A 23,570-nucleotide genomic window follows, 5' to 3' on the forward strand; every position below is an offset into this window, starting at 1 on the left:
GGCGACCCGCGGTGTTTCAGGGGCGGCCGAGGGCGCGGTACTCCCAGCCCGCCGCCCGCCAGGTGTCCCGGTCGAGGGCGTGCCGGCCGTCCACGATCCGCCGGTGCGCGACGACCTCCGCCAGCGCCTCGGGCTGGATCTCGCGGAACTCGGCCCACTCGGTGAGCAGGACCACCACGTCCGCGTCCCTGGCCACGTCCATCGCGCTGGTGCCGTACCTCAGCTCCGGGTAGGTGCGACGGGCGTTGTCCAGTGCCGCCGGGTCGTAGACCCGTACGTTGGCGCCCAGGCCGTGCATCGTCCGGGCCACGTCGAGCGCCGGGGCGTCCCTGATGTCGTCGGAGTTGGGCTTGAAGGCGGCGCCGAGGCAGGCCACCCGCTGGCCGTTGAGGTGGCCGCCGAGCAGCTCCCTGACCAGGTCGATCGTGCGGGAGCGCCGGCGCCGGTTGATGGCGTCGACCTCCCGCAGGAAGGACACGGCCTGGCCGACGCCGATCTCCTCGGCCCGGTGGGCGAAGGCCCGGATGTCCTTGGGCAGGCAGCCGCCGCCGAACCCGAGACCGGGCTGGAGGAAGCGGCCGCCGATCCGGTCGTCGTAGGCGAGGGCCTGCGCCAGGTCGTGTACGTCGGCCCCGGTGGCCTCGCAGATCTCGGCCATCGCGTTGATGTAGGAGATCTTGGTGGCCAGGAAGGAGTTGGCGGCGACCTTGACCAGTTCGGCGGTGGCGAGGTCGGTGACCACGGTCGGGGTGCCGAGGTCGAGGATCGGCGCGAACGCCGCGGCCAGCCGCTCCCGCGCCCACTCCGTGGCGACGCCGAAGACGAGCCGGTCGGGCCGCAGCGTGTCGTCGACGGCGAAGCCCTCACGCAGGAACTCGGGGTTCCAGGCCAGCTCCACCTCCTCGCCGGCCGGGGCCAGTTCGGTCAGCAGGCCGCTCAGCCGGGCCGCGGTGCCGACCGGCACGGTCGACTTGCCGACGACCAGGCAGCGCCGGGTCAGGTGCTGGGCCAGGCCCCGGACGGCGGCGTCGACGTAGCTGAGGTCGCAGGCGTCCAGGCCGGGCTGCTGGGGGGTGCCCACGCAGATGAAGTGGACGTCGCCGTGCTCGGCGGCCTCGGCGTAGGAGGTGGTGAACCGGAGCCGTCCCGACTCCAGGGTCTTGGCCAGCAGCTCGGGCAGGCCCGGCTCGAAGAACGGCACCTCCCCGGACTGCAGTTTGCGGATCTTCCCGGGGTCCACGTCGAGCCCGACCACGTCGTAGCCCAGCGAGGCCATGCAGATGGCGTGTGTCGCCCCGAGGTAACCGGTCCCGATCACCGTCAGCCGGGGGAGTTCGGCGTCGCTCATGTCAGTATCCCAATGAGTGTCGGCGAGTCGCCGTCCGGCGGACTCGGTGCCTGGTGACCGCCGGCGGGGTGTGCCGGACGGCCGGAGAGTCGGTCTCCGGCGGGGGGTTCCGCCGGGCCGTGGTCAGGAACAGCCGCCCTTCTTGGTCAGCGCTCCGCCGGTGACCTTGTTGTCGCAGGAGATCGTGTTGCCGCCGGCGGTGTCGTTGACGCCGTAGCCGCCCGATCCGCCGAGGTCGATGACGTTGGCCCGGAACACGTTGCCGGTGCCCCAGCCGTCCACGATCCTGTGGGTCTGGAAGCCGTCCTCGCTGGTGCCGCTGCCGGTGTTGCGCTCGATGACGTAGCCGTTGCCCTTGACGTCCACCCAGGAGTCGTTGTGCTTGGACCCGCCCAGGGTGGAGCCGTCGAAGACGTTGCCGACGATCCGGCCGTCGGAGGTGCCCTCCTTGACGTCCACGGCTTCGGCGGTGGCGCGGATGACGTTGCCGCGCACGACGTTGCGGTCGCTGCGGTCCATCTTCCCGCCGGAGAAGGACGCCCAGTTGCTCTCGGCGGTGCCGAGGTAGACGCCCTCGCCGTACCTCTCGCGGCGCAGGCCGGTCGCGTAGACCGTGTTGTACTGCACGGTGTTGTCGCTGCTGAAGTTGCGCAGGTGGATGGCCTCGTCCCCGATGTCGTGGACGGTCAGGCCCTGGACGATCGTGTGTGAGGTCTGGTCGGCCATCACGCCCTTCTGGCCGTTGCGGACGTCGAAGCCGATCAACCGCCAGTGGCTCACCTGGTTGAGGTGGAAGGCGTAGCCCTTCTTCACCCCGCCGCCGTCGAGGACCGCGTCGGCCGGGCCGCAGACGAAGATCGGCTCGGAGGCGGTGCCGGAGACCGTCGCCACGAACCTGCCGACGTACACGCCGGGCTCCAGCGTGATCACCGCGCCCGGCTCGGCGGTCTTCAGCGCCTCGGTCAGCCCGGCCGCGTCGCCGACCGTCACCGTGGCCTCGGGGCAGTCGATCTTCCCCGGTCCCTCGGGGACCGGGACGGCGGGCGGGTCCTGCGTCGGGACGAACGGCACCGCCTCGTCCCCGTCCAGCGGCGCGTCCTGGTCCTCGTTTTTCCCTCCGTCGTCCGGCCGGGAGTTCTGGAGGTCCTGGGAGCCGTCGTCCATCGCCCCCGGGGGCTGGGTGTTCCCGCCCACCGGGCGGATGTCCTCGACGGGCGGCTCCGAGCCCCCGCCGAACAGCCCGCGCAGCAGCACCACGACGACTATCGTGAGGGCCGCCCCGACGAGCATCCCCACCAGGGTCCTGCGGTCGATGTAGCGGTCCACCGCTCAGTCCCCCTTCCCGGCGGCCGCGACGGCGGCGGTCCGCAGCTCGCTGGCCGGCCGTTCCTCCAGCACCGCCTGCTTCTCGTACGGGTCGACGAAGCGGCGGCCGGCCCGGGGGCCGTCGCCGTTCAGCGCCCGGATCGCGGCGATCACGATGAGGAGGATCACGCCGAACCAGATCAGGTTCATCGGCTTGGCGATCCGCTTGACCATGGTCCAGAAGCCGGCCGTGTCCTGCCAGCCGCCGGTGTTGTTCCGCGCGACGGTCAGCGACCCGGTGGCCCGGGCGGTGTCCAGCGCGCTGCGGCCGGCGCCGCCCAGGGTGTTACCGGTGATCTCGCTGCCCCCGGCCGCGCCGAGCACGGAGATCGCGTGCAGCGAGGCCGACTGCACGGTGTTGGCCGTGACCGTGACCCGGGAGTTCCTGACGTAGATCGCGGTCGGGACCTCCCTGACGATGTTGCCGCTGACGCGGGCCGACACGACCCCGTCGCGCAGCACGATGCCCTGGCTGCTCTGGCCCCTGACCCGGTTGCCGGAGACCTGCGCGCCGGTGGCGTCCTTGCTCACGACGATGCCCATCTCCCCGCCGACGACCTCGGTGGTCTGCACGACCGGCCGGATGCCGCCCTGCACCTCCACGCCGTACCGGCCGTTGTCGCGGGCGGCGCTGCTGAGCAGCGAGTCGCCGCCGAAGCTGCGCAGGGACTCGCCGGACGCGGAGGGGCCCTGGGCCAGCGGGAGGCCGCTGATCGTGAAGCCGTTGCCCGCGTTGCGTTCGGCCGTCGAGCCCGTGATCGTGACGTTCTGCGTCCCCCGGGACAGCACGAAGCCGTCGCCCCGGCTGCCGGTCACGGTGGTGTTCTCGATGGAGGCGTTGCGCGCGAACCGGTGCAGCAGCACGCCGTGGATCAGGCTGTCGCCGATCGTGACGTTGGTGATGCGGGTCTGGTCCGACGCGCTGATGAAGATTCCGTACGCGTTGCCGACGACCGAGGTGTCACTGATCTCACCGGTGACCAGGTTGGCCTGGGGCATCTGGTAGGCGACCTTGCTGCCGCCCGCGCTGTCGGTGATCTCGACCTCGTCGTCGCCGCCCCGGCTCGGCACGAGCAGGCCGTTGGGCAGGAGCGTCTTCCGCTCGGCGTCCTCCCTGTCGGCCGGCTTCCTGCCGGACCCCGAGGTGCCGGGAGCGGCGGTGGCCGCCACGCCCGGGCGTACGGGGATCCGCTCGGCGGTCTCGGCGGGCCGGTCGGTGCCCGTCAGCGCCAGCCCGCCGGTCGGGCCGCTCCAGAAGCCGAGGTACTCGACCCTGGCGTGACTCATCCTGAGCTCTCCGCCGATGGCCCGCAGGTACGCGCGGCCGTCGGAGACCTGCGTGTCCGCCGTCCTGGTGTGGGGGTTCCAGCTGGTGATCCGCACCGGGTTCTGGGCCGAGCCGTTGACCCGGATGCTCGCGTCGAAGCCCACGATCGAGACGAAGGCGCCGGGTTCGCTGCGCATCCGGATCACGAGCGGGCCCTGCGCGTTCTGCAGCACCAGCTTGGCCCCGGGACCGAGGAACACGTTGATGCCGAGCACGAAGGAGCCGTCCGACTGCTTCTGGAACTGCTCCAGGCCGAGGCGCTCCAGGTCGGCGATGCGGTACGGGTCACGCCGCTGGGGCAGCACCAGCGTCTGGCCGTTGGCCGAACTGGAGATGTGCGGCACCCGGGCCTGCGCCGCGGCCGGCCCGCCCCGCGCGAGCGCCGAGGACAGCGTCGCCCGGGTCTGCATGACCCGCAGTGACTCCTGGTCGACCAGCGTCGACTGCTGCTGGGCCTCCGCCTGGGGCACGTCGTTGATCGCGGGCGGGGGCTCGGCTCCGTCGGTGTAGGCGAGGTACGCCCAGGTGCAGGCGGCGACCAGGCCCAGCACGAGGATCATGAGCAGGGCGCGGCTGCGGGGCCGGGGGGTGTCGCTCATGACGTCAGGCCTCCCGTCGCGGGCGCGGCCGGGGCCGGGGCCGGATGGTGGATCGGCAGCGACGGCTCGCGGTGCCGTGGCCGGTCCCCGCCGTACGCGGAGCGGGCCGGCGCGGTCCCGGCGGGACGCAGCGCGAGGACGGGCCGCTCCTCCAGCACCCGCTGGCGCGCGTAGGGGTCGCCGATGGCGGTACGGCGCCGCCGGCGATCGGCTCCCGCCTGGCGCGACCGCAGCGCCGACACGATGACCAGGAGGATGACCGCGGCCCAGATGAGGTTCATCGGCTTGACGTAACGCTTGGCCTTGACCCAGAACGTCGAGGTGTCGTGCCAGGCGTCCTCGACGTTGTCGTGCTCGTTCACCCGGTGGGCGGACCGCGAGACGCTGATCGCGCTGGTGCCCGAGCCGATGACGGTGTTGCGGGTGATCTCGGTGGCGCCGACGTCGCCGACCATGGTGATCCCGTGGGCCCGGGGCTTCACCAAGGTCGTGATCTTGTTTCCCACCACCTTGGCGTTGGAGTCGCGCAGGTAGATCCCGGTCAGGGTGTCCGTGATCGTGTTCCCGGCCACGTGGCCGGCGGTCGCGCCGTCGCGCAGCGCGATGCCCTGCCGGGCCTGGCCGGACAGCCTGTTGCCGGAGATCTGCACCTCGCTGGCGCCCTCGCGGACCACGATCCCCATGTCGCCACCGGTGATCTCGCTGGTGTAGACGGACAGGCGGCTGCCGCCGAGCACCTCGACGCCGTACCTCCCGTTGTCGCGGGCGACGCTGTCGTTGACCGAGTTGTCGCCGTAGACGGCCAGCGACTCGCCGCTCGCGGACGGGCCCTGCGCGAGGGCCTGCCCGTTGAGCGTGAAGCCGTTGCGGCCGTTGCGCTCCGCGAGGCAGTCGGTGATCTGCACCTTCTCGGTCGCGCGCGAGAGCACGAAGCCGTCGCCGCCGCTGCCGATCACCTTGGTCGACTGGACGGTCGCGCTGTTCACGAAACGGTGCAGGAAGACGCCGTGCGCCAGGCTGTCCCTGATCTCGTCGTCGACGATCTGCGTCTGGTTCGACCCCGAGACGAACAGCCCGTACGCGTTGCCGGTGATGACGCTGTGCCTGATCGACCCGGACACCAGGTCGTCGGCGAGCACGTGCGTCGCGGTGCCGGGGCCGATCGGGATGGTCTCCACGTCGCCGAAGCTGCTCCCGCCCCGCTGGCTGCCGGCCTTGGACAGGCGCTCCGCCTTGTCCTGGTGCCGCTGCGTCTTGGTGCGGTGCCGGTAGACGCTCGCCGGCCGCTCGGTGCCGGTGAGCGCGATGCCCCCGGTGCGGCCGCTCCAGAACCCCAGGTCGGAGACCTCGGCGTACGACATCTCGAACTTGCCGCCGACCGCCCTGATGTAGGCGCGGCCGTCGGTGGTGGTCAGGTCGGGCTTGCGCGTGCGCACGTCCCAGCTGGTGATCCGGACCGGCTTGGCGGCGGTGCCCTTGATGTCGATGTCGCCGCCGAACGAGATGATCGAGCTGAACGACCCCGGCAGGCTGCCCATCCGCAGCGTCAGCGGCCCGCGCAACTGCAGGCTCGCCCCGTCTGCCACGAAGACCTGCACGCCGAGCAGGTAGGAGCCGTCCTTCATCCGCCGCAGGTAACGGCCCTTCTCCACCGCCGCGATGTCACGCAGCGTGTAGGGAGCCGTGGTGTCGTTGCGCGCGGGCAGCACCAGGGTCCTGCCGTACGCCGAGACGAAGACCTGGGGCCGCTTGCGCTGGGCCGCGGCGATGCCGCCGGCCTGCAGCAGAGCCGTGAGCGCGGCCCGGGTCTGGATGATGCGCTGGTCCTCGACGTCCACCAGCCGCGCCTGCGCCTCGGCGTCGGCGGAGATCAGGCCGGCCTTGAGCGTCTCGTCGTCGGCCATGACCGCCTTCTCCAGCGGCGGCGGCTCCTCTTCCTCCTTCGGCTCCTCCCGCGTGGGAGTCGGCAGGCTCTGGCCACCCGAAGGAGCCGGCCGCGCCGTCCCGGCCGTGCCGGCCCCCGGCGTACGGGTGGCCTCGGGAGACCGGGCGGACGAGCGGGTGGGGCGGGACGACGGGCTCCGCTTGGGGGTGGGGGACGGCCGGGAGGTCTCGGTCGGCGTCGGATCGGGCGAGGGAGTCGGACTGTTCTCCCGGTCGGACGGGGGCGCCGCCGGATCCACGAGATCCACCGGCGTCGGCTCCGCGGCCGCCGCGAGCCCGCCGCGTACGGGGGCGGCCGCGGCCGCCGCGCCGCCCATGCCGAGCGTGAGGGCCGCCGCCGTCAGAAGAGCGGGCAGCGACCGCCTCACTCAGGCCACCCCCTTGAGGGTGGCCGCGGTCTGGCCCGCCCCGCCCATCTGGTTGGACGAGCGGGTCAGCCATCCCTGCTTGTTCATGGTGACGAACGCGTACAGCTTGATCGGCAGCGCGATCATGATGACCACCAGGCAGACCAGCGGCAGGAGCCAGATCTCCCCGGGGTGGCGGCGCAGGTGCGACCAGCCGCGGACGCCCCGGCTGAGGAGCACCCAGCCGACGGCGAGCGCGATGCTCGGCAGGGTGGGCTGGAGCCTGCTGAAGAACAGGTAGGCCAGCGTGATGCCCATGGTCACCGGGGTGAGCAGGATCTGCAGCACGGTCACCTTGGTCACCAGCGGCGTCTTCCACAGCCACCCCTTCCACAGGGCGGTGAGGTAGCAACGGTAGGAGTTTCGGCTCCACCGGACGCGCTGCTTGACGAAGGCGCGGAAGGAGGAGGGGAACATCGATATGGCCCGCGCGGTCGACTGGTGCACCGTCTTGTAGCCGGAGGCGAGGACCAGCCAGGTGAGCCGGCCGTCGTCACCGGCGATGCAGCGGCGGCCGAGGAAGAACTCGTTCTCCAGGTGCTGGACCACCGGGAGGATGGCCGCGCGGCGGTAGGCCGCCGTACGGCCGGACAGGCAGGCCACGCCGCCCCTGCTGCCCATCGCCGGCACGTAGTCGTAGTAGCGGAGGTTGACCAGCCAGTCCGCGACGCGCCGCCAGACGCTGGTGGTCCGCTGGTAGACGTTCTGCTGGGTGCCCACGCCGCCGACGGCCGGGTCCTCGAAGGGCATCTGCACCGCGTCGAGCAGGCCGGGCTGCCACCACGTGTCGGAGTCGGCGAAGACCACGACCTCGCCCTGCGCGGCCCGGATGCCGACCCCCAGCGCCGAGCGCTTGCCCGCGTGCTCGTAGATGAGGACGTGCAGCCGGGGGTCCTCCACCTTCGCGAGCCTGGCGTGGCATTCGGTGTCGCCCACGTCGACGACGATGATCACTTCGAGCGGGTCCTGGGCCAGCCAGCTCTCCAGGCAGCGCACCAGGATCTCGGGATCCTCGCGATAGGACGGGACCACCACGGAGACCGTCGTCCGGTAGCCGTTCACGATCGGCCTGGCCAGCCGGGACAGCACCACCCGATAGATCCACAGTCCCCACACGAGGAGTCCGGCCAGGCCCAGCGGGATCAGATTGCGCCAGGAACCGTCCGTTCCGGTGCGCACCAGCCATTCATAGGCGGTATCGAGCCAATTCGAATCTGACCCCACGGATCCTCCCCGACATTTATCCGCCTGCCCACGTGCGTGGGGCGACGTGCTCGCTTGGCGACAGGTAGAGAAGATACGTGGCGATATGCCTGGCTTGCCTGGAACGATCCATCTGTTATCAGAGTGAAATATGTTTCATCTAGGGCAGATGGAGTGTTTGAGGTGACGCGAAGTAAACTTGTAGGTAACTAAATATGTCCGCACGAAAAAGTAGAAATGACTTAGTACGGTCATTTCTCGCCTTTAAAGGATACCCGAAACCCCCAAAGCGGACAAACGGTGTGTCGGATAGTGAGATGACTCGAAAATTGACTGAATTGTCAGAGTCAGCTTTCCTTGCGCCTCCTGTCGGAAGATCGCCACTCCATCAGGTTCTGCAGCAGCTCGGCCTGCTCGATCGCATCGTCGAGCGCGTTGTGGGTGTGCCGCCGGCTCGACCGCACCTCGCGCGGCATCTGCCGCTTGGTGGCCCAGGCCACCGGCACGGCGGCCTTCGCCGCGTACAGCGTCTTGATGTCGATGCACCGGGAGTGGCCGAACGGCGACTCGCCCGTGAAGCGCAGGAAGTACCAGTACATCCACATCCAGTCGTATGACAGTGGGAAGGCCGCGAGCACCGGGAGGTCCGCCCCGCAGACCTCCCGGACCCAGGCGGTCGCGGCCGTCATCGCCTCCGCCGGATCGCGGCCCTCGCGCAGCAGCGTGCCGCGGTCGAGGCCGCTCACCGCCAGCGCCTCCGGCACGAAGTCGTCGCTGATCGGCCGCAGTTCGGCGTAGAAGGTCCGGGTCTCCGGATCGGTCCGCTCGAAGCGCCGTCCGATCATCCGGCCCGCCACGGTCATGCCGAAACTGACCATCGAGTACGGGCCCGGGATCGGGCCGTCCGCCTCGATGTCAACCGATATGTACGTCTCGGCTTTCACCAAATCTCCCTGAGGGCCGGGGCGCGGCGGCTAGCATTCCATCACGTTCAGTAGCAAGACGATCGCGGGGGGTGAGAGTGCTGGACGGCGACATGTCCCGGGTCGCCGCCGGCGCGTCGCGGGGCGCACCCGGCCGTCCGGCCGCGCGGCCGGCGAAGTGGGCCGTGCGACACCGGCTCGCCGCCGTCGTCTGCGCCATCGCGGGCGCCCTTCTCGCGGGGATCACCGCCGTCGTGATCCGGTCCGGCGAGGTTACTGCGTCCGTGGCGCCGTACGTGATCGCGCTGCCGCTCGCGGCCGTGCTCACCCTCTGCGCGCGGTACGGCCCCTGGCGCGGGCCGCGCCGGCGCCGGACCGCGGGCGGGGGCCGCGCGGGGCCGCCGCACGCCGGGCCGGCCGGGTGGCGGCGGCTGATCAAGGCCGTCTTCGACCGGCTGGTGGCCACCGTGGCGCTGGTCGTGCTGGCCCCGCTGCTGACCGCCGTCGCCGTCGCCGTACGGGTGAGCGGGCCGGGCCCGGCCCTGTTCCGGCAGCGGCGGGTGGGCCGGGACGGCGCCGAGTTCACGATCCTCAAGTTCCGCACGACGCACCGCGACGCGGAGGCCCGCAAGGTCGAGCTGACCAGCGACGCCCGAGGCGTGCTGTTCAAGGTGCGCAGGGATCCCCGCGTCACCCCGCTCGGCGCACTGCTGCGGCGTTACTCGATCGACGAGCTGCCGCAGCTCCTCAACGTGCTGCGCGGGGACATGTCGCTCGTCGGCCCGCGCCCGCTGCTGCCGGAGGAGGTCGCGCGGTACAGCGACGTACGCGGGAGGCTGCCGGTGCGCCCGGGGATGACCGGACTGTGGCAGGTCAACGGCCGATCTGACCTGTCATGGGAGGAATCGGTACGGTTGGACCTGCGTTATGTCGAGAACTGGTCTCTCAGGCTGGATCTGCAGATCCTATGGAGGACATGGGCCGCGGTCGCACGCGGGGCGGGAGCGTACTGAAGATGACGATGCGGGACGACCATTCCCTCGCGGGGGAACTGGCGTCGGAGGCGGGGGAGCGGCTCCTGGAGCTGCGCGCCCGCCTCGGGTTCGAGGACGGCCGGGCGTTGAAGGACGCCGGTGACCAGACCTCGCACCGGTTCCTGATGGACGCCCTGCGGCGGCTCCGCCCGGACGACGCCGTGCTGTCGGAGGAGGCGACCCGCGAGGAGCGGATGGATCCCCGGCGGCTGTCGGCCGAGCGCGTCTGGATCGTCGACCCCCTCGACGGCACGCGCGAGTTCTCCGAGGCGGGCCGCGCCGACTGGGCCGTCCACGTCGCCTTGTGGGAGCGGGGCTCCCTCAGTGCGGGCGCCGTCGCGCTGCCCGCACAGGGTCGTACGCTCACGACGGCGGCTCCGCCGGAGCTGCCGGAGAAGGCGCGCGAGCCGTTCCGCGTCGCGGTCAGCCGCACCCGGCCGCCGGAGTTCGTCCGCGACCTCGCCGCCCGCCTCGGCGCGGAGCTCGTCCCGATCGGCTCGGCCGGCGCGAAGATCGCCGCCGTGCTCACGGGAGAGGTCGAGGCGTACGTCCACGCCGGAGGTCAGTACGAGTGGGACTCGGCCGCGCCGGTCGCGGTGGCGCTCGCGGCGGGGGCCCACGCCAGCAGGATCGACGGCTCACCCCTGACCTACAACCAGGGTGACCCCTCACTCCCCGATATCCTGGTCTCCCTACCGGATCTGGCGCCAACGTTGCTCGCCGGAATCCGTGACCTGCATCGCCAGACTCCCTGAAGGAAGCCGAATGCTTCAGCGTGACTACACCACGTCGCAGCTCGACGTGCTCGAGGCCGAGGCGATCCACATCATGCGTGAGGTCGCGGCCGAGTTCGAGCGCCCCTGTCTGCTCTTCTCCGGCGGCAAGGACTCCATCGTCATGCTGCGGGTCGCGGAGAAGGCGTTCTGGCCGGCGCCGATCCCCTTCCCCCTCATGCACGTCGACACCGGGCACAACTTCTCCGAAGTGATCGACTACCGCGACCGCCGGGTCGGCGAACTCGGCGCGCGGCTGGTCGTCGCCTCGGTCCAGGCGTCGATCGACGCCGGACGGGTGGCCGAGGAGACCGGTCGGCGGGCCTCCCGCAACCGGCTGCAGACCACGACCCTGCTGGACGCCATCGAGGAGCACGAGTTCGACGCGGTGTTCGGCGGGGCCCGGCGCGACGAGGAGAAGGCCCGGGCCAAGGAGCGGGTGTTCTCCTTCCGCGACGACTTCGGCCAGTGGGACCCCAAGAACCAGCGGCCCGAGCTGTGGAACCTCTACAACACCAAGATCCGCCGCGGTGAGCACATCCGCGTGTTCCCGTTGTCGAACTGGACCGAGCTGGACGTGTGGCACTACATCCGGCGGGAGGGCATCGAGATCCCGTCGATCTACTTCGCCCACTCCCGCACGGTCTTCGAGCGCGACGGCATGCTGCTGGCCGACTCGCCGGTCGTCCAGCGGGGCGAGGACGAGCCGGTGTTCGACGCGGTCGTCCGCTACCGCACGGTCGGCGACATGACCTGCACCGGGGCGGTCGCCTCCACCGCCACGACCGTCGAGCAGATCATCGACGAGATCGCCGCCACCCGGATCACCGAGCGCGGTGCGACCCGCGCCGACGACCGGGCGTCCGAGGCCGCCATGGAAGATCGCAAGAAGGAAGGCTACTTCTGATGGACATCCTTCGTTTCGCGACGGCGGGCAGCGTCGACGACGGCAAGTCCACGCTGATCGGGCGGCTGCTGTTCGACTCCAAGGCGATCTTCGAGGACCAGCTCGAAGCGGTCGAGCGGACCTCCCGCGACCGGGGCACGGAGTACACCGATCTGTCGCTGCTGACCGACGGCCTGCGGGCCGAGCGCGAGCAGGGCATCACGATCGACGTGGCGTACCGCTACTTCGCCACGCCCAAGCGGAAGTTCATCATCGCCGACACCCCGGGGCACATCCAGTACACCCGGAACATGGTCACCGGCGCCTCCACCGCCGACCTGGCGATCATCCTCATCGACGCGCGCAAGGGCGTGCTGGAGCAGTCGCGGCGGCACGCCTTCCTGACGACGCTGCTGCGGGTGCCGCACCTGGTCCTGGCGGTCAACAAGATGGACCTCGTCGACTACTCCGAGGCCCGCTTCGACGAGATCCGCGAGGAGTTCACCGCGTTCGCCAGCAAGCTGAACGCGAGCGACCTCACCTTCATCCCGATCTCGGCGCTGCACGGCGACAACGTCGTCTCCCGCTCCGAGAACATGCCGTGGTACGAGGGCTCCTCGCTGCTGCACCACCTGGAGCACGTGCACATCGCCTCCGACCGCAACCTGGTCGACGTGCGCTTCCCGGTGCAGTACGTCATCCGCCCGCACAGCGCGACGAGCCAGGAACTGCACGACTACCGGGGGTACGCCGGGCAGGTCGCGGGCGGCGTGCTCAAGCCGGGGGACGAGGTGCTGCACCTGCCCTCGGGCCTCACCACCACGATCGCCGCGATCGACACCTTCGACGGGCCGGTGGAGGAGGCGTTCCCGCCCATGTCGGTCACGCTGCGCCTGGCCGACGACATCGACATCTCCCGGGGCGACATGATCTGCCGGCCGAACAACCAGCCGCAGGCCGCCCAGGAGATCGACGCGATGATCAGCTGGATGGCCGACGGCGTGAAGCTCCAGCCCAGGTCGAAGCTGATCATCAAGCACACCACCCGTACGGCCCGGGCGCTGGTGCGCGACCTGCACTACCGGCTCGACGTCAACACCCTGCACCGGGACGAGTCGGCCACCTCCCTCGGCCTGAACGAGATCGGCCGGGTGTCGCTGCGGACCACCCAGCCTCTGTTCGTGGACGACTACGCCCGCAACCGCCTCACCGGGGGCTTCATCCTGATCGACGAGGCCACCAACGGCACCGTCGGCGCCGGCATGATCGTCGACGCACACTGATCCGGGTACGTCTGAGTTCCATCCTGATCGGCCCCCGAGCGCGATTGCGCCGGGGGCCGTTCGCGTACGGAAGGCGCCACCCCGCCCGCCGGTAGATCCTTTGGGAATCGCCGGTCGGTGGATTACTCTCCGCGCTAGGGTCGTCACGTTTCGCATCCGTTTCGTGGAGGACACGTGGCCGACGCTCAGCCGGTGATCTTCGTGGGCGGCCTGGGGCGCAGTGGAAGCACCCTGATCGAGCGCCTGCTCGGCGAGCTGCCGGGGGTGGCGCCGCTCGGCGAGGTGGTCCATCTGTGGGACCGCGGGGTGCGGGCCGACGAGCCCTGCGGCTGCGGGCAGCCGTTCTCCCGGTGCCCGTTCTGGACGAAGGTGGGCGAGCACGCGTTCGGGCAGTGGCGGCAGAGCCAGGCGGAATGGCTCCCGAGCCTGCGCATGCGGGTCGACCGGACCCGGCGGCTGCCCGTCCTCGCCCTCGGGCTCCCGAGCCGTGAGGCCGAACTGGCCGAGTACGTGCGGTCGTACTCCCGCATCTACGCGGCGGCGGCCGAGGTGGCCGACGCCCGGGTCGTCGTCGACTCCAGCAAGCACGCCTCGCTGGCGTACTGCCTGGCCTCGATCATGAAACTCCGGGTCGTGCACGTGGTGCGCGACCCGCGGGCGGTGGCCGCGTCCTGGCGCCGCAGGGTGCGCAGACCCGAGAACGGGCGGCCGATGACCCGCTGGACGCCCGCCAGGACCGCCGTCCACTGGCTGGCCCAGAACCTCGCCTTCGAGATCCTGCGCCGCAGGGGCGTGCGGGTCGTCCGGGTCCGGCACGAGGACCTGCTGCGCGACCCGCGCACCACCGTCGTCCGCCTGGCCGCACGGCTCGGGCTGTCCGCCGGCGGGCTCGACTTCCTCGACGGCCGCCACGCGCGCCTGGGCGTCGCCCACACCGTCTCCGGCAACCCGATGCGTTTCTCCGTCGGCCCGGTCGAGCTGCGCGACCGTCCCGCACCGCTGCCGCGTGCGCAGCGGTGGCTGGTCACCGCGCTCACCCTTCCGCTGCTCCTCTGGTACGGCTACCGCCTCGCCCAGTCCCCTGGAGCCCGGCGATGACGCCGTCGGTCGGGGTCGTCATCCCCACCAGGGGCGACCGGCCCGGCCCGCTCCGCGCCGCGCTGACCGGGGTGCTCGGCCAGGAGTACGGCGGCGAGGTGCGCGTGGTGGTCGTGGCCGACGGCATCCCTGCGCCGCTGGTGGCCAGGCAGCTGCCCGGCGTGGCCGGGCCCGGGAGCGGAGGCCCGCGCGGCGTACGGGTGCTGGGCAACCGGCGCACCCCCGGGCTGCCCGGCGCCAGGAACACCGGGATCGCCGTGCTGGACACCGATCTCGTCGCGTTCTGCGACGACGACGACCTCTGGCTGCCGGGCAAGCTGGCCGCCCAGGTGGCCGCGCTCGCGGAGGAGCCCGCGGCGGCCTTCGCGAGCTGCGCGGTCGAGGTCGAGTACGGGACGCGCCGCGTGCCGCGGCTGGCCGGCACCGACCGGGTCGCCCACCACCACCTCACCCGATCGAGGATGATGATGATCCACTCATCGACGTTCCTGTTCCGGCGCGGCTCGGTGTGGGTGGACGAGAGCGCCCCCGGCGGCCAGAACGAGGACTGGGACCTCGCGCTGCGGGCCGCCCGGCGGCACCCGATCGTCCACGTCGACCACCCGCTTGTACGGGTGCGCTGGGGATCGTCGCACTACGCGGCACGGTGGGCGGACCGGATCGCGGGGCTGGAGTGGATGCTCGCCCGGCATCCGGGCCTGACCCGCGAGCCACGCGGCGCGGCCCGTGTCTACGGGCAGCTCGCCTTCTGCCACGCCGCCCTCGGGCGGCGCCGCGAGGCAGCGCGGTGGTCGTTGCGGGCCTTCTCCGCCCGGCCGGGCGAGCCGCGCGTGGCGATGGCGCTGGCGGTCGCCGGCGGCCTCCTCACCCCGCGCGCCGTACTGCACGCCCTCCACCTGCGCGGCCACGGCATCTGATGGCCGATCCCACATCGATCCCCACGGCCGCTCTGGACCCGGCGTTCGCGGCCGGGATCGGGGCGGTCGGGCCTGGGACGGACAGAGTTCCGGTGGCCGGGGTGCTGCTCGACCCGTTCACCGAGGCGCGGGTGGTGGCGCACATCATGGCCGCGCTGGAGCGCGGCGAGGGCGGTCACCTGGTCACGCCGAACGTCGACATCTGCCGGGCCGCCGCCCGCGATCCGTCGCTGCGTGAGCTGATCGACGCGGCCGAGCTCGCGGTGGCCGACGGTATGCCCCTGGTCTGGGCGTCGCGGCTGCTCGGGCGTCCGTTGCCGGAGCGGGTGACGGGAGCCGACCTGCTCTGGTCGCTGACCGGAGCCGCCGCGGCGCGCGGCCTGTCCGTCTATCTGATCGGGGGACCGCCGGGCGTCGCCGAGGCGGCGCGCGACGCGCTGTGCGGGCGGCATCCGGGCCTGGTGGTGGCGGGCGTCCACGCTCCGCCGTACGGATTCGAGACCAGCCCGGCGGCGCTGGCGGAGATGCGGGGGCGCCTCGTCGCCACGCGGCCGTCCCTGGTCTTCGTGGGTCTCGGGTTCCCCCGGCAGGACCGGCTCATCACGCGGCTTCGGCCCGACCTGCCGGGCACGTGGTTCGTCGGCTGCGGCGCGGCCATCGCCTTCGCCGCCGGTTCGGTGCGCCGCGCCCCCGGCTGGATGGGCGACCACGGGCTCGAATGGCTGTTCCGCCTGATCAGCGAACCCCACCGGCTCGCCCGCCGCTACCTCGTCGACGACCTCCCCTTCGCCCTCCGCCTCCTCACCCGCGCCCTCCTCCACCGCGCACTCCCCCCTCGCCCACCGGACCGCCGACGCTCACCCTGACGGCGCCGAGGAGCGTGATCGTTCCGCAGGCGGAGAGCTCTGGTTCGTCCTTCTGCTCGGTTCTACGCTGCGGTCATGTCCATCGAGCGCTTCGAGCCCTTCCCCGGCTCACTTGATCCTGGCAGCGTGTCCGCCCGCCGCTGCACCTGGCACACGCCTGGGTACAAGCCGTGCCCCGAACCGCCCCGCAACGTCGTACGCACCAGGGACGGGGCACGTTGGTCCGCCTGCGAGGCGGCTGTTCGCGAGATTGCCGCGAAGGAGGGCGTCCCGCTGCCCACTGATCTGGTCTGAGGTCTCAGCTCTCGGCGTTCCACGCGATGATTTGGGCCGTCACTGGTTACGGACGCGGATTCTCGATCCTGGCCTGTTCGACCAGTTCCGCGTACGCGCCGGGCTCGCCGAGGTCCGAATGCCGGAGCAGCGACACCGACCATGGAATCGGGCACGGCGGAGCATGGTCCGGATCCGGGCACAACAGTTTCGTGACGTGTTCCTTGATTTCTTCGGCCTGCTGGGCAGTCGCATAAACGCCAAGCCGGATCTCCCAGATGGTCGGTTCCTCAGACATCGGCACATGTCCTTCCCGGCGGCGCCGCGCCGCCCGCCGCAGAGAAGAGGAAGTGACTTGGTCCCGCCTCCCTTGGGGGACGCCACTGAACACGTCTCGTGTTGGAGTGGCGCTTGTAGTGGCCCTGCGGGCCGGGAATGTCGCGGTCAGGCGTCGGTGTCCTTGGGATGGCGAGTCGAGGCGTAGACGAGGTAGACGGTGCGCCGGGACTCGTCGACCAGGTAGCGGACGCGACCGCCCGCAGTGACCTCGTACTCCCATTGGGGATAGTCGCGGCCGCCGAGCGACCCCGTCGCGAGGCGGCCACGCAGGCGATGCTGCCGGTCGGGGTCGTTCTGTGACAGCGGGTCGGCGCGTAACGCCTCGAAACAGCGCCGGGTGTTCCCGGCCGCGTCCGTACACAGGTCGCTCCAGCCTTTGGCGGCCTCGCTGGTTGCGAAGCGAAGATGCCATTCGTCGCCCACCGGTGGTGGGGCCACCGCGTCTCCGCGCTTGGGGCTCACGGCGCGAGCACCTCGCCGTGGTCCTCGTCGGGAAGCTGCTGAGTGAGCTGTGCGGTAAGCGCTGGGTTCGCCAGTATCCGGGCTGTGGCCCGCCACTCCACGATGACCCGGTGCAGTGTCGCGTGTACGTCCAGATCTATCGCGTCATGAGTGGCGTCGAGAAGGTCCTGAATGAACTGCTGCCTCTCGTCGCCGGACAGGTGCCTGACCCAGGGGAAGACGCGGGGCAAGGCGTGCAGAACGACCTCCGTGCCCTCTTCGCTGGACAGGAGCGCAGAGACCATGCGGGCCGCGACCTCGGCGGTCTCCTCACGTTCGCGGTCGTGGCGAGCGGTGGAGATGAACAGGTCCTCCCCGTCACGCCTCTTGATGTGCACGCGGTGAACCCGCTCCACTGTCTCGGCGACGCGCTTGGAGTGCTTCGACAAGTCGGAGAACGGGACAGTCGGCATGGTCATGCCTAATGCTACTTCGGAACACATTCCGAAGTGAAGAGTTGCCGGTGTGGCGGTGTGGCGCCTTACCTCCCGGACGGTCGTGTGGATCCTGCGCGACGACGGCGTGATCAGCGGGTACGGGCACGGTCGGCGGCGTGGACGGTGTGGCGCAGCAGGAGGGCGGTGGTCACCGGACCGACACCGCCGGGCACGGGCGTGAGCGCCCCGGCGCTGTCGGCGACCGCGACCGCGTCCACGTCGCCGACCAGGCCGCCGTCCTCGGTGGGATTGGTGCCGACGTCCACCACGACCGCTCCCGGGCGTACGTGCTCGGCCGTGATCAGACCGGCGCGGCCGACCGCCGCGACGACCACGTCGGCCGCTGAGGTGACGGCGGCCAGGTCCCTCGTACGGGAGTGGCAGACCGTCACGGTGGCGTTCCGGTCCAGCAGGAGATGGGCGGCGGGCTTGCCGACGACGGTTGAGCGGCCCACCACGGCGACGTGCCGACCGGCCAGGTCGATCCCGTGGTGGTCGAGGATCGCCACGACCGCCTCGGCGGTCGCCGGTGCGAACGCGGGCAGCCCCGCGGCCAGACGGCCGAGCGACAGCGGGTTCGCGCCGTCGACGTCCTTCTCGAACGCGATGGCGCCGGCCAGATCCTCAAGCCTGGCCCCCTGCGGCAGCGGGGTCTGGAGGATGATCCCGTGGACGGTGTCGTCGGCGCTCAGCGACGCCAGCCTGTCGCGGATCAGGGCGGGGCCGGCCTCCGCGCCGAGGTCGACGATCTCGCAGACGATCCCGGACTTCTCGGCGGCCCGGGCGATCGAGCGGACGTACCAGGCGCTGGACTCGTCCGCCGTGGCGACGAGGACCGCGAGCTTCGCCGGGGTCCCGGCCGCCGCGAGTTCGGCGGCCCGCCCGGTGGCCTCGGACCGGATGGACGCGGCGAGTTCCTTGCCGGACAGCACGCGGGCGCTCACTTCGCGATCTCCTCGCGTACGGCGGCGGTGACCTGCTCGGCACGCGCGGCGACGTCGTCCACCTCCGCGGCCTCGGCGGCCAGTCCGGCTCGGACCTTCTCGTCCTTGATCCCGCCCAGGTTGATCTCGATGTTCACCCGGGCGGTGGCCGCTGCGGCCCGCGCGGCCTCGGTGGCGGCGGCGACGTCGGAGACGACGTTGCGATTGGCGACGGGAAGCAGTTCCTCGGCGATCTCGACGGCCCGCCGGGCGACGGCCACCACCTTCGCCGGCACGGTGCCCGCCCCCACCAGCGCCCGCGCGATGGCGGCGGACCGGGCCTCCTTCGCCTCGTCGGTGTCCTTGGGCAGCTTGTAGGCCTCGGCGACCGCCCCGAAGGCCGCCGCGTCGTCCTCGGCCAGGCGCAGCGCCTCCGATCGCAGCACGTCGGTCTCGCCGATGATCCGCTCAATCAGGGACGTGTGCTCGGCGTACCTCTCGCCGGTGCTGTAGCGCGCGACCATCCCCAGCAGCGCCACGGCCTGGGCGGCCTGGAGGGCCGCGGCGGCGCCTCCGCCGGGCGCCGGCACCCGGTCGGCGAGGTGGAACAGGAAGTCGCCGATCGTCTCCTCGCGCATCGCGCCGCCCTCCGCTCGTCGCAACACAACGTGAAAATCCTCCCACGCCCGTCCGGACGCCCCGGCCCCGCAAGTGTCGGCTTAGACGGACCGTGTTCAGCGTTGGTCGGGGAACAGCCAGGACATGGGGGAGATCTTGGAGACGCCAACGGCCATGCCGACCAACTTTGTACCCACTGTGGCGACATCCGTGATGTGCAGGCGCTCGGCCATGGCGATGACGATCGCATCGACGTAGCCGAGCGGCGCGCTCGCCATTCGTCGTACGAGTTCCGCGCTGCGGCGGAGGTCCTCCGCCGTGGGCATGCTGACTGTGAAGTCCCCTGTACCCAGCGCCACGTGCTCGAGCAGGTCGGCCTCATAGAGGGCGCCCTTGCGCAAGTTGTTGCGCAGGAATCCGCAGGTCTCCGCAAGCACCGGCTCAGGTATGACCAGCTGTCCGGGCCAGCCCGACAGGAGTTTGACGCAACGTTCGTGGTGGACGTCGCCCGGCGAGTAGGTGGCGATGAGTGGGTGATGAAAGCTCGTTCGATGACTTAGCGCGACCTCAACTCGAATGAGCTGTCACGGGGGAAGGGTGTGGGGGAGCTTTGGTGGAAGGGGTGGGCTTGGGTGATGTCTGGCCGAGCAGGGTGCCGACGAGGGCGAGGGCCATGCCGAGCAGCTGGATCGGGGTGAGGGCCTGACCGAGCGCCGCCCAGCCGATCACGGTGGCCGACACCGGGCTGAGCAGGGCCAGGAAGGCGACCGAGGTCGCGGGGAGCCGGGAGATGCCGCGGAACCAGATCCAGTACGCGCAGGCGGTGCCGACGATCCCGAGATAGGCGTAGCCGAGGATGTTCTCGGTGGTCAGCGCGGGCGGCGCCCCCTCGATGAGCAGGGCGACCGGGAGGAGCAGCAGCCCGCCCGTGGTCAGTTGCCATCCCGTGAGCGCGAGGGCGCCGACGCCCTCGGGACGGCCCCAGCGCTTGGTCAGCACGGTTCCGGCGGACATGGAGGCGGCCCCGGCGAGCCCGGCCAGCACCCCGACCGTGTCGAGCGCCGCGTCGGCGCGCAGGACGACCAGGCCGACACCGGCCAGCCCCACGAGACCGGCGAGCAGTTTCCGGCCGGTCGGCCGTTCGGCGAGCAGGGCTCGGGCGAAGGCGAGCGCGAACAGCGGGCCCGCCGCGCCCAGTACGGCGGCGACGCCGCCGGGCAGCCGGTACGCCGCGAGGAACAGGAACGGGAAGAACGCCCCGATGTTCAGCACGCCGAGCAGCGCGGCCCGCCAGACCCACATACCGCGCGGCAGCACGCGGGTGACGGCGAGCAGCCCGAGCCCGGCCGGTAACGCCCTGGTCAGTGCGGTGAACAGCGGCCGGTCGTGCGGCAGGAACTCGGTCGTCACGGCGTAGGTCGAGCCCCAGACCAATGGGGTGAGCCCGGTGATGGCGAGCGTGCCCGCGATCGACAGGGATGTGCGGTTCGAGGCTCCCATGATTACTCCTCCGTTGATAATCTCAACGTTGAGATAAAAACATCCACGAAGCTTCAGCGTCAAGTAAACGAACGTTGAGATATCTGGAGGGGTGTCTGTGGGCGATGCGGTGGACCTGTTGCTGGATCAGTGGCGGCGGGAGCGGCCGGACGTGGACCCCTGGCCGATGGGCGTGGTCGGCCGGGTCTCGCGGCTGGCCAAGCTGCTCGACCGGGAACTCAAGGAGTTCTTCGCCTCGTACGGGTTGGAGCACTGGGAGTTCGACGTGCTCGCGACGCTGCGCCGCTCGGGCCCGCCGTACGAGCTGGCGGCGGGTGCCCTGGTCAAGGCGGCGATGGTGACCTCCGGCGCGATCACCAACCGGATCGACCGGATGGTGGCCAGGGGACTGGTCGACCGCCTGCCGGACAAGGAGGATCGCAGGTCGGTCCGGGTGCGGCTCACCGACCGCGGGGTCGCACTCGTGGACGAGATGCTGGCGCCGCATGTCGCGAACGAGGAGCGCCTGCTCGCGGCTCTCGGCCCCCGTGACCGCGACCACCTGGCCGACGCCCTGCGCACCCTCCTCGCATCCCTCGGCGACACGACACTCGGCTAGCGAGCCGAGATCCCACCCAGCAGTCCTTGACGAAACGAGACGGAGAACGGCGGGATATGGCAGAAGGCAAGCCGGTTCTGTATGTGATCGCGTGTGGGGGCCGGCCGGCGGGTGACCTCCCCGCCTTCGTCGAGCGCCTTCAGGCGGACGGCTGGACGGTCTGTGTGATCGCGACGCCGTCAGGCATGAAGTTCGTCGACGCCGAGCGGCTCAGCGCGCTCACGGGCTATCCCGTCCGGTACGACTACAAACGGCCCGAGGAACCGGACGTGCTGCCTCCGGCCGACGCCATGGCGGTCGTCCCGGCGACCTTCAACACGACCAACAAGTGGGCCCAGGGCATCAGCGACACCCTGGCACTGGGCTTGCTCAACGAGGCCATCGGCCTCGGCCTGCCGATCGTCGCCGTGCCGTGGCCCAACCACGCGCTCGCGAGGCACCCCGCCTTCCCCGTCAGCGTGGCCCGGCTCAAGGAATGGGGCGTGCGGGTGATTCTCGACTGGGACCGGCTCCCCGCGCCCGATTCAGGCGTACCCGGAGCGGGTTCCTTCCCCTGGGACGAGCTGCAGAACGCTTTGCACGCCATGCGCGGCACGTTCGGCTCTTCGTCCGGCTGACACCTGCAGCCCTCGATCCGCTGCTCGACGCTGTCACCCGTGCCCGTCGGGCAGTCGTTCGGGCGGGCTCGACCTCCAACGCGCCGTCCAAGGAAGGACACCGGAACCATGACACAACCCGGCGACTACGGCCTGCCTGGGTCGCTGAACCGAGTGCTGAGCGACGTGGCAGCCGAACGGGCCGCCCAGGATGCGATGTGGGGAGTACAGGACCACGCCGACGGCACCGGTCCCGGGTACGGACCCGAGGCCGAACTCGCCAAGCGCGCCGTGACCGACGCCGCGGCCGAAGGCCGGCTGACCTGGCGGCACATCCTGCACGAGGAGGTGCTCGAAGCGTTCGCCGAGGACGACGCCGACCGCCTGCGCGATGAGCTGATCCAGGTCGCCGCGGTCGCGGTCAAGTGGGTCCAGGACCTCGACAGACGCACCCGCTCGCAGGAGGCACCAGCACCACCACCGGTCACGGGCTGAGCCGTCTGCCCGGGTTCTTCTCCGTGAACGGGTTGAGGGAGGTCAGATCGCGGACGGCGGCCAGATGAGTGGGGAAGTTCGGATCGAGGAGACCCAGGAGGAGGACGACGGCCCAGGCGAGGGCGGCGATCAAGGCGCCGTCGTCGAAAGGAGACGGGAGCGTGAGGCCCAGCCGGTGGACGACGAGAAGAACGGCGAGGGGGACCAGGGCGATTATCAGGGTTCGGGTGGTCTCCACGGCACGGACGTGCCAGGTGCGACGCGTGGCCTCGGGGGTGGTTTCGCGGATGGGGAGCCGGTCGTACTCGGCTGTGAGGATGGTGCGGGTCAGTTCGGCGATGCGGGTGCGGAAGTCGTCGTGGCTGGTCGGGGACGGCAGCGCGATCCAGAGTTGGAGGTCGACGACCGCTTTCGAAGCCTCGATCGCACGGGCACGGACGACGGCCCTGGTCAGAGAGGTTCCACCGCGGGCGGCGGCCGGGATCCCTGCCCGCAGGAGGACGGCGACCTTGGCCAGCAGGGTGAGGATCTCCTGACGAGCTTTGGGCGGGAGCTGACCACGACGGTCGGGTTCGGTGCGGGCGAGGATGGTCGTCAGGTGCTCGAAGAGGGCCTCGGCGGGAAAGGTGGGGGACTCGCGGTCCCACAGCCGCATCGCCCCCTGAACCGGAGCCCACGCGAGGACCAGGCCCACGCAGAGGACGCCGATGCTCTGGACGATCGGCATCCACCACCGGCCCGCCAGGTCGACGGCCGATGCTGGGCCGCTCGCGTAGCGGCCGTACAGGGCCACCGGAAAGCAGCCAAATCCCACTACGTTGACCAGCGGGTTGATGAGGAAGCGGAAGAGCAGGCGATGCCGGCGGTTCTCGGACCAGGCGACGATCCCGAAGAAGACCACGAGCCGCCGACGGCCGATCTGAGCTCCTGCCAGGAGTCGACGGAGAAGATCGTCACCAGGACGGTGCAGGCCACGGCGAACATCAGTAGCAGGGCGAGCAGAGACACATACCCATCGACGTTTCTCCGTCGGATCGACCAGCGGGCGGTGGACACCGCCGCCGACCGGTAGCGGCCGCGCAGGCGTGCGGGGTCGGTGGCGGGATCCAGGCTCCGGGCGAAGAGCGGCCAGGCGCCGTCCAGCTTCTTCGCCAGGCCGAACACCTCCGCGAGGTAGGGCCTCTCGTCCTCCACAGGGTCGGCCACAGGGTCGGCCACAGTGGCGGGCGCCGTGGCGGACGCGACGGGTTCGACAACGGGGGGTACCGCTTCTTCGGTCATGAGGTGGTCCTCACGGTGAGCGGATCAGGCAGGTAG

General features: G+C 71.0%; 24 protein-coding genes and 1 pseudogene. 10 read left to right on the forward strand and 15 right to left on the reverse strand.

Features of this window, described 5'->3' with window-relative positions; translation table 11 throughout:
- Window positions 1–16: 16 nt before the first annotated feature.
- The 6 genes from HHX33_RS17910 to HHX33_RS17935 form a co-directional block, all read right to left on the reverse strand.
- Complete coding sequence (locus HHX33_RS17910) at window positions 17–1,348, reverse strand: UDP-glucose dehydrogenase family protein (RefSeq protein WP_111701387.1); 1,332 nt, start codon at window positions 1,346–1,348, stop codon at window positions 17–19.
- Between the two features lie 123 nt (window positions 1,349–1,471).
- Window positions 1,472–2,674, reverse strand: a complete 1,203-nt coding sequence (locus HHX33_RS17915) for a NosD domain-containing protein (protein ID WP_220501914.1) — start codon at window positions 2,672–2,674, stop codon at window positions 1,472–1,474.
- A 3-nt stretch (window positions 2,675–2,677) separates the two neighbouring features.
- Window positions 2,678–4,639, reverse strand: coding sequence for a right-handed parallel beta-helix repeat-containing protein (locus tag HHX33_RS17920; protein ID WP_182875600.1), 1,962 nt, complete (start codon window positions 4,637–4,639; stop codon window positions 2,678–2,680).
- Window positions 4,636–6,951: a right-handed parallel beta-helix repeat-containing protein gene (locus HHX33_RS37265; RefSeq protein ID WP_182875601.1), complete on the reverse strand. Its 2,316-nt coding sequence runs from the start codon at window positions 6,949–6,951 to the stop codon at window positions 4,636–4,638. Before HHX33_RS37265 ends, HHX33_RS17920 begins: the two co-directional genes overlap by 4 nt.
- Window positions 6,952–8,169: a glycosyltransferase family 2 protein gene (locus tag HHX33_RS17930; protein WP_220501915.1), complete on the reverse strand. Its 1,218-nt coding sequence runs from the start codon at window positions 8,167–8,169 to the stop codon at window positions 6,952–6,954.
- A 371-nt stretch (window positions 8,170–8,540) separates the two neighbouring features.
- Complete coding sequence (locus HHX33_RS17935) at window positions 8,541–9,137, reverse strand: exonuclease (protein WP_182875603.1); 597 nt, start codon at window positions 9,135–9,137, stop codon at window positions 8,541–8,543.
- A 335-nt stretch (window positions 9,138–9,472) separates the two neighbouring features.
- Between HHX33_RS17935 and HHX33_RS17940 the strand changes: the two are divergent.
- The 7 genes and pseudogenes from HHX33_RS17940 to HHX33_RS17970 all read left to right on the forward strand — a co-directional run.
- Window positions 9,473–10,129: pseudogene (locus tag HHX33_RS17940) on the forward strand (sugar transferase); the annotation flags it as partial.
- A 2-nt stretch (window positions 10,130–10,131) separates the two neighbouring features.
- Window positions 10,132–10,905 (forward strand): 3'(2'),5'-bisphosphate nucleotidase CysQ, encoded by a 774-nt coding sequence (locus tag HHX33_RS17945; protein ID WP_310741424.1) that lies wholly within the window; start codon window positions 10,132–10,134, stop codon window positions 10,903–10,905.
- Window positions 10,906–10,915: 10 nt separating this feature from the next.
- Window positions 10,916–11,830: a sulfate adenylyltransferase subunit CysD gene (gene cysD / locus HHX33_RS17950; RefSeq protein ID WP_182875604.1), complete on the forward strand. Its 915-nt coding sequence runs from the start codon at window positions 10,916–10,918 to the stop codon at window positions 11,828–11,830.
- Window positions 11,830–13,092 (forward strand): sulfate adenylyltransferase subunit CysN, encoded by a 1,263-nt coding sequence (gene cysN / locus HHX33_RS17955; RefSeq protein ID WP_182875605.1) that lies wholly within the window; start codon window positions 11,830–11,832, stop codon window positions 13,090–13,092. Before cysD ends, cysN begins: the two co-directional genes overlap by 1 nt.
- Before the next feature lie 174 nt (window positions 13,093–13,266).
- Entirely contained in the window at window positions 13,267–14,190 is a 924-nt protein-coding gene (locus HHX33_RS17960; protein WP_310741425.1) for a sulfotransferase, read from the forward strand.
- The gene (locus HHX33_RS17965; protein WP_182875606.1) at window positions 14,187–15,107 is read left to right on the forward strand and encodes a glycosyltransferase family 2 protein; all 921 of its coding nucleotides are present in this window, start codon (window positions 14,187–14,189) and stop codon (window positions 15,105–15,107) included. Before HHX33_RS17960 ends, HHX33_RS17965 begins: the two co-directional genes overlap by 4 nt.
- Window positions 15,107–15,973, forward strand: a complete 867-nt coding sequence (locus tag HHX33_RS17970) for a WecB/TagA/CpsF family glycosyltransferase (protein ID WP_182875607.1) — start codon at window positions 15,107–15,109, stop codon at window positions 15,971–15,973. Before HHX33_RS17965 ends, HHX33_RS17970 begins: the two co-directional genes overlap by 1 nt.
- A 340-nt stretch (window positions 15,974–16,313) precedes the next feature.
- Here the strand turns inward: HHX33_RS17970 and HHX33_RS17975 are convergent, their stop codons facing one another.
- From HHX33_RS17975 to HHX33_RS18005, 7 genes are all read right to left on the reverse strand, one after another.
- Window positions 16,314–16,544, reverse strand: coding sequence for a hypothetical protein (locus HHX33_RS17975; protein ID WP_182875608.1), 231 nt, complete (start codon window positions 16,542–16,544; stop codon window positions 16,314–16,316).
- A gap of 146 nt (window positions 16,545–16,690) precedes the next feature.
- Window positions 16,691–17,047 carry a hypothetical protein gene (locus HHX33_RS17980; RefSeq protein ID WP_117409250.1) on the reverse strand — a complete coding sequence of 119 codons (357 nt, stop codon included), beginning with the start codon at window positions 17,045–17,047 and terminating at the stop codon, window positions 16,691–16,693.
- Window positions 17,044–17,505 (reverse strand): prevent-host-death family protein, encoded by a 462-nt coding sequence (locus HHX33_RS17985; protein WP_117409251.1) that lies wholly within the window; start codon window positions 17,503–17,505, stop codon window positions 17,044–17,046. Before HHX33_RS17985 ends, HHX33_RS17980 begins: the two co-directional genes overlap by 4 nt.
- A gap of 107 nt (window positions 17,506–17,612) precedes the next feature.
- On the reverse strand, window positions 17,613–18,467 hold the full coding sequence (locus tag HHX33_RS17990; protein ID WP_182875609.1) for a bifunctional 5,10-methylenetetrahydrofolate dehydrogenase/5,10-methenyltetrahydrofolate cyclohydrolase: 855 nt from the start codon (window positions 18,465–18,467) through the stop codon (window positions 17,613–17,615).
- A complete protein-coding gene (locus tag HHX33_RS17995; RefSeq protein ID WP_310741426.1) occupies window positions 18,464–19,111 on the reverse strand; it encodes a cyclodeaminase/cyclohydrolase family protein in 648 nt (215 codons plus the stop codon). The genes HHX33_RS17990 and HHX33_RS17995 overlap by 4 nt, the downstream gene beginning before the upstream one ends.
- A 69-nt stretch (window positions 19,112–19,180) precedes the next feature.
- Window positions 19,181–19,642, reverse strand: a complete 462-nt coding sequence (locus tag HHX33_RS18000; RefSeq protein ID WP_182875672.1) for a type II toxin-antitoxin system VapC family toxin — start codon at window positions 19,640–19,642, stop codon at window positions 19,181–19,183.
- The gene (locus tag HHX33_RS18005) at window positions 19,632–20,564 is read right to left on the reverse strand and encodes an EamA family transporter (protein ID WP_182875610.1); all 933 of its coding nucleotides are present in this window, start codon (window positions 20,562–20,564) and stop codon (window positions 19,632–19,634) included. Before HHX33_RS18005 ends, HHX33_RS18000 begins: the two co-directional genes overlap by 11 nt.
- Window positions 20,565–20,661: 97 nt before the next feature.
- Here HHX33_RS18005 and HHX33_RS18010 point away from each other — a divergent pair, with 97 nt between their 5' ends.
- The 3 genes from HHX33_RS18010 to HHX33_RS18020 all read left to right on the forward strand — a co-directional run bounded on the left by HHX33_RS18010 (window position 20,662) and on the right by HHX33_RS18020 (window position 22,253).
- The gene (locus HHX33_RS18010; protein ID WP_182875611.1) at window positions 20,662–21,162 is read left to right on the forward strand and encodes a MarR family winged helix-turn-helix transcriptional regulator; all 501 of its coding nucleotides are present in this window, start codon (window positions 20,662–20,664) and stop codon (window positions 21,160–21,162) included.
- Between the two features lie 56 nt (window positions 21,163–21,218).
- Window positions 21,219–21,779 (forward strand): flavoprotein, encoded by a 561-nt coding sequence (locus HHX33_RS18015; protein WP_182875612.1) that lies wholly within the window; start codon window positions 21,219–21,221, stop codon window positions 21,777–21,779.
- A 108-nt stretch (window positions 21,780–21,887) separates the two neighbouring features.
- Window positions 21,888–22,253 (forward strand): hypothetical protein, encoded by a 366-nt coding sequence (locus HHX33_RS18020; RefSeq protein ID WP_182875613.1) that lies wholly within the window; start codon window positions 21,888–21,890, stop codon window positions 22,251–22,253.
- Here the strand turns inward: HHX33_RS18020 and HHX33_RS18025 are convergent.
- Together HHX33_RS18025 and HHX33_RS18030 are read right to left on the reverse strand one after the other, a co-directional pair.
- Window positions 22,243–23,046, reverse strand: coding sequence for a hypothetical protein (locus HHX33_RS18025; protein ID WP_182875614.1), 804 nt, complete (start codon window positions 23,044–23,046; stop codon window positions 22,243–22,245). The genes HHX33_RS18020 and HHX33_RS18025 overlap by 11 nt on opposite strands.
- Window positions 23,047–23,066: 20 nt before the next feature.
- Complete coding sequence (locus tag HHX33_RS18030; protein ID WP_182875615.1) at window positions 23,067–23,534, reverse strand: hypothetical protein; 468 nt, start codon at window positions 23,532–23,534, stop codon at window positions 23,067–23,069.
- Between the last annotated feature and the right edge of the window lie 36 nt (window positions 23,535–23,570).

Origin of the sequence: Microbispora sp. H10670 (genome assembly GCF_014161385.1) — a bacterium.
Lineage (GTDB): Bacteria > Actinomycetota > Actinomycetes > Streptosporangiales > Streptosporangiaceae > Microbispora > Microbispora triticiradicis.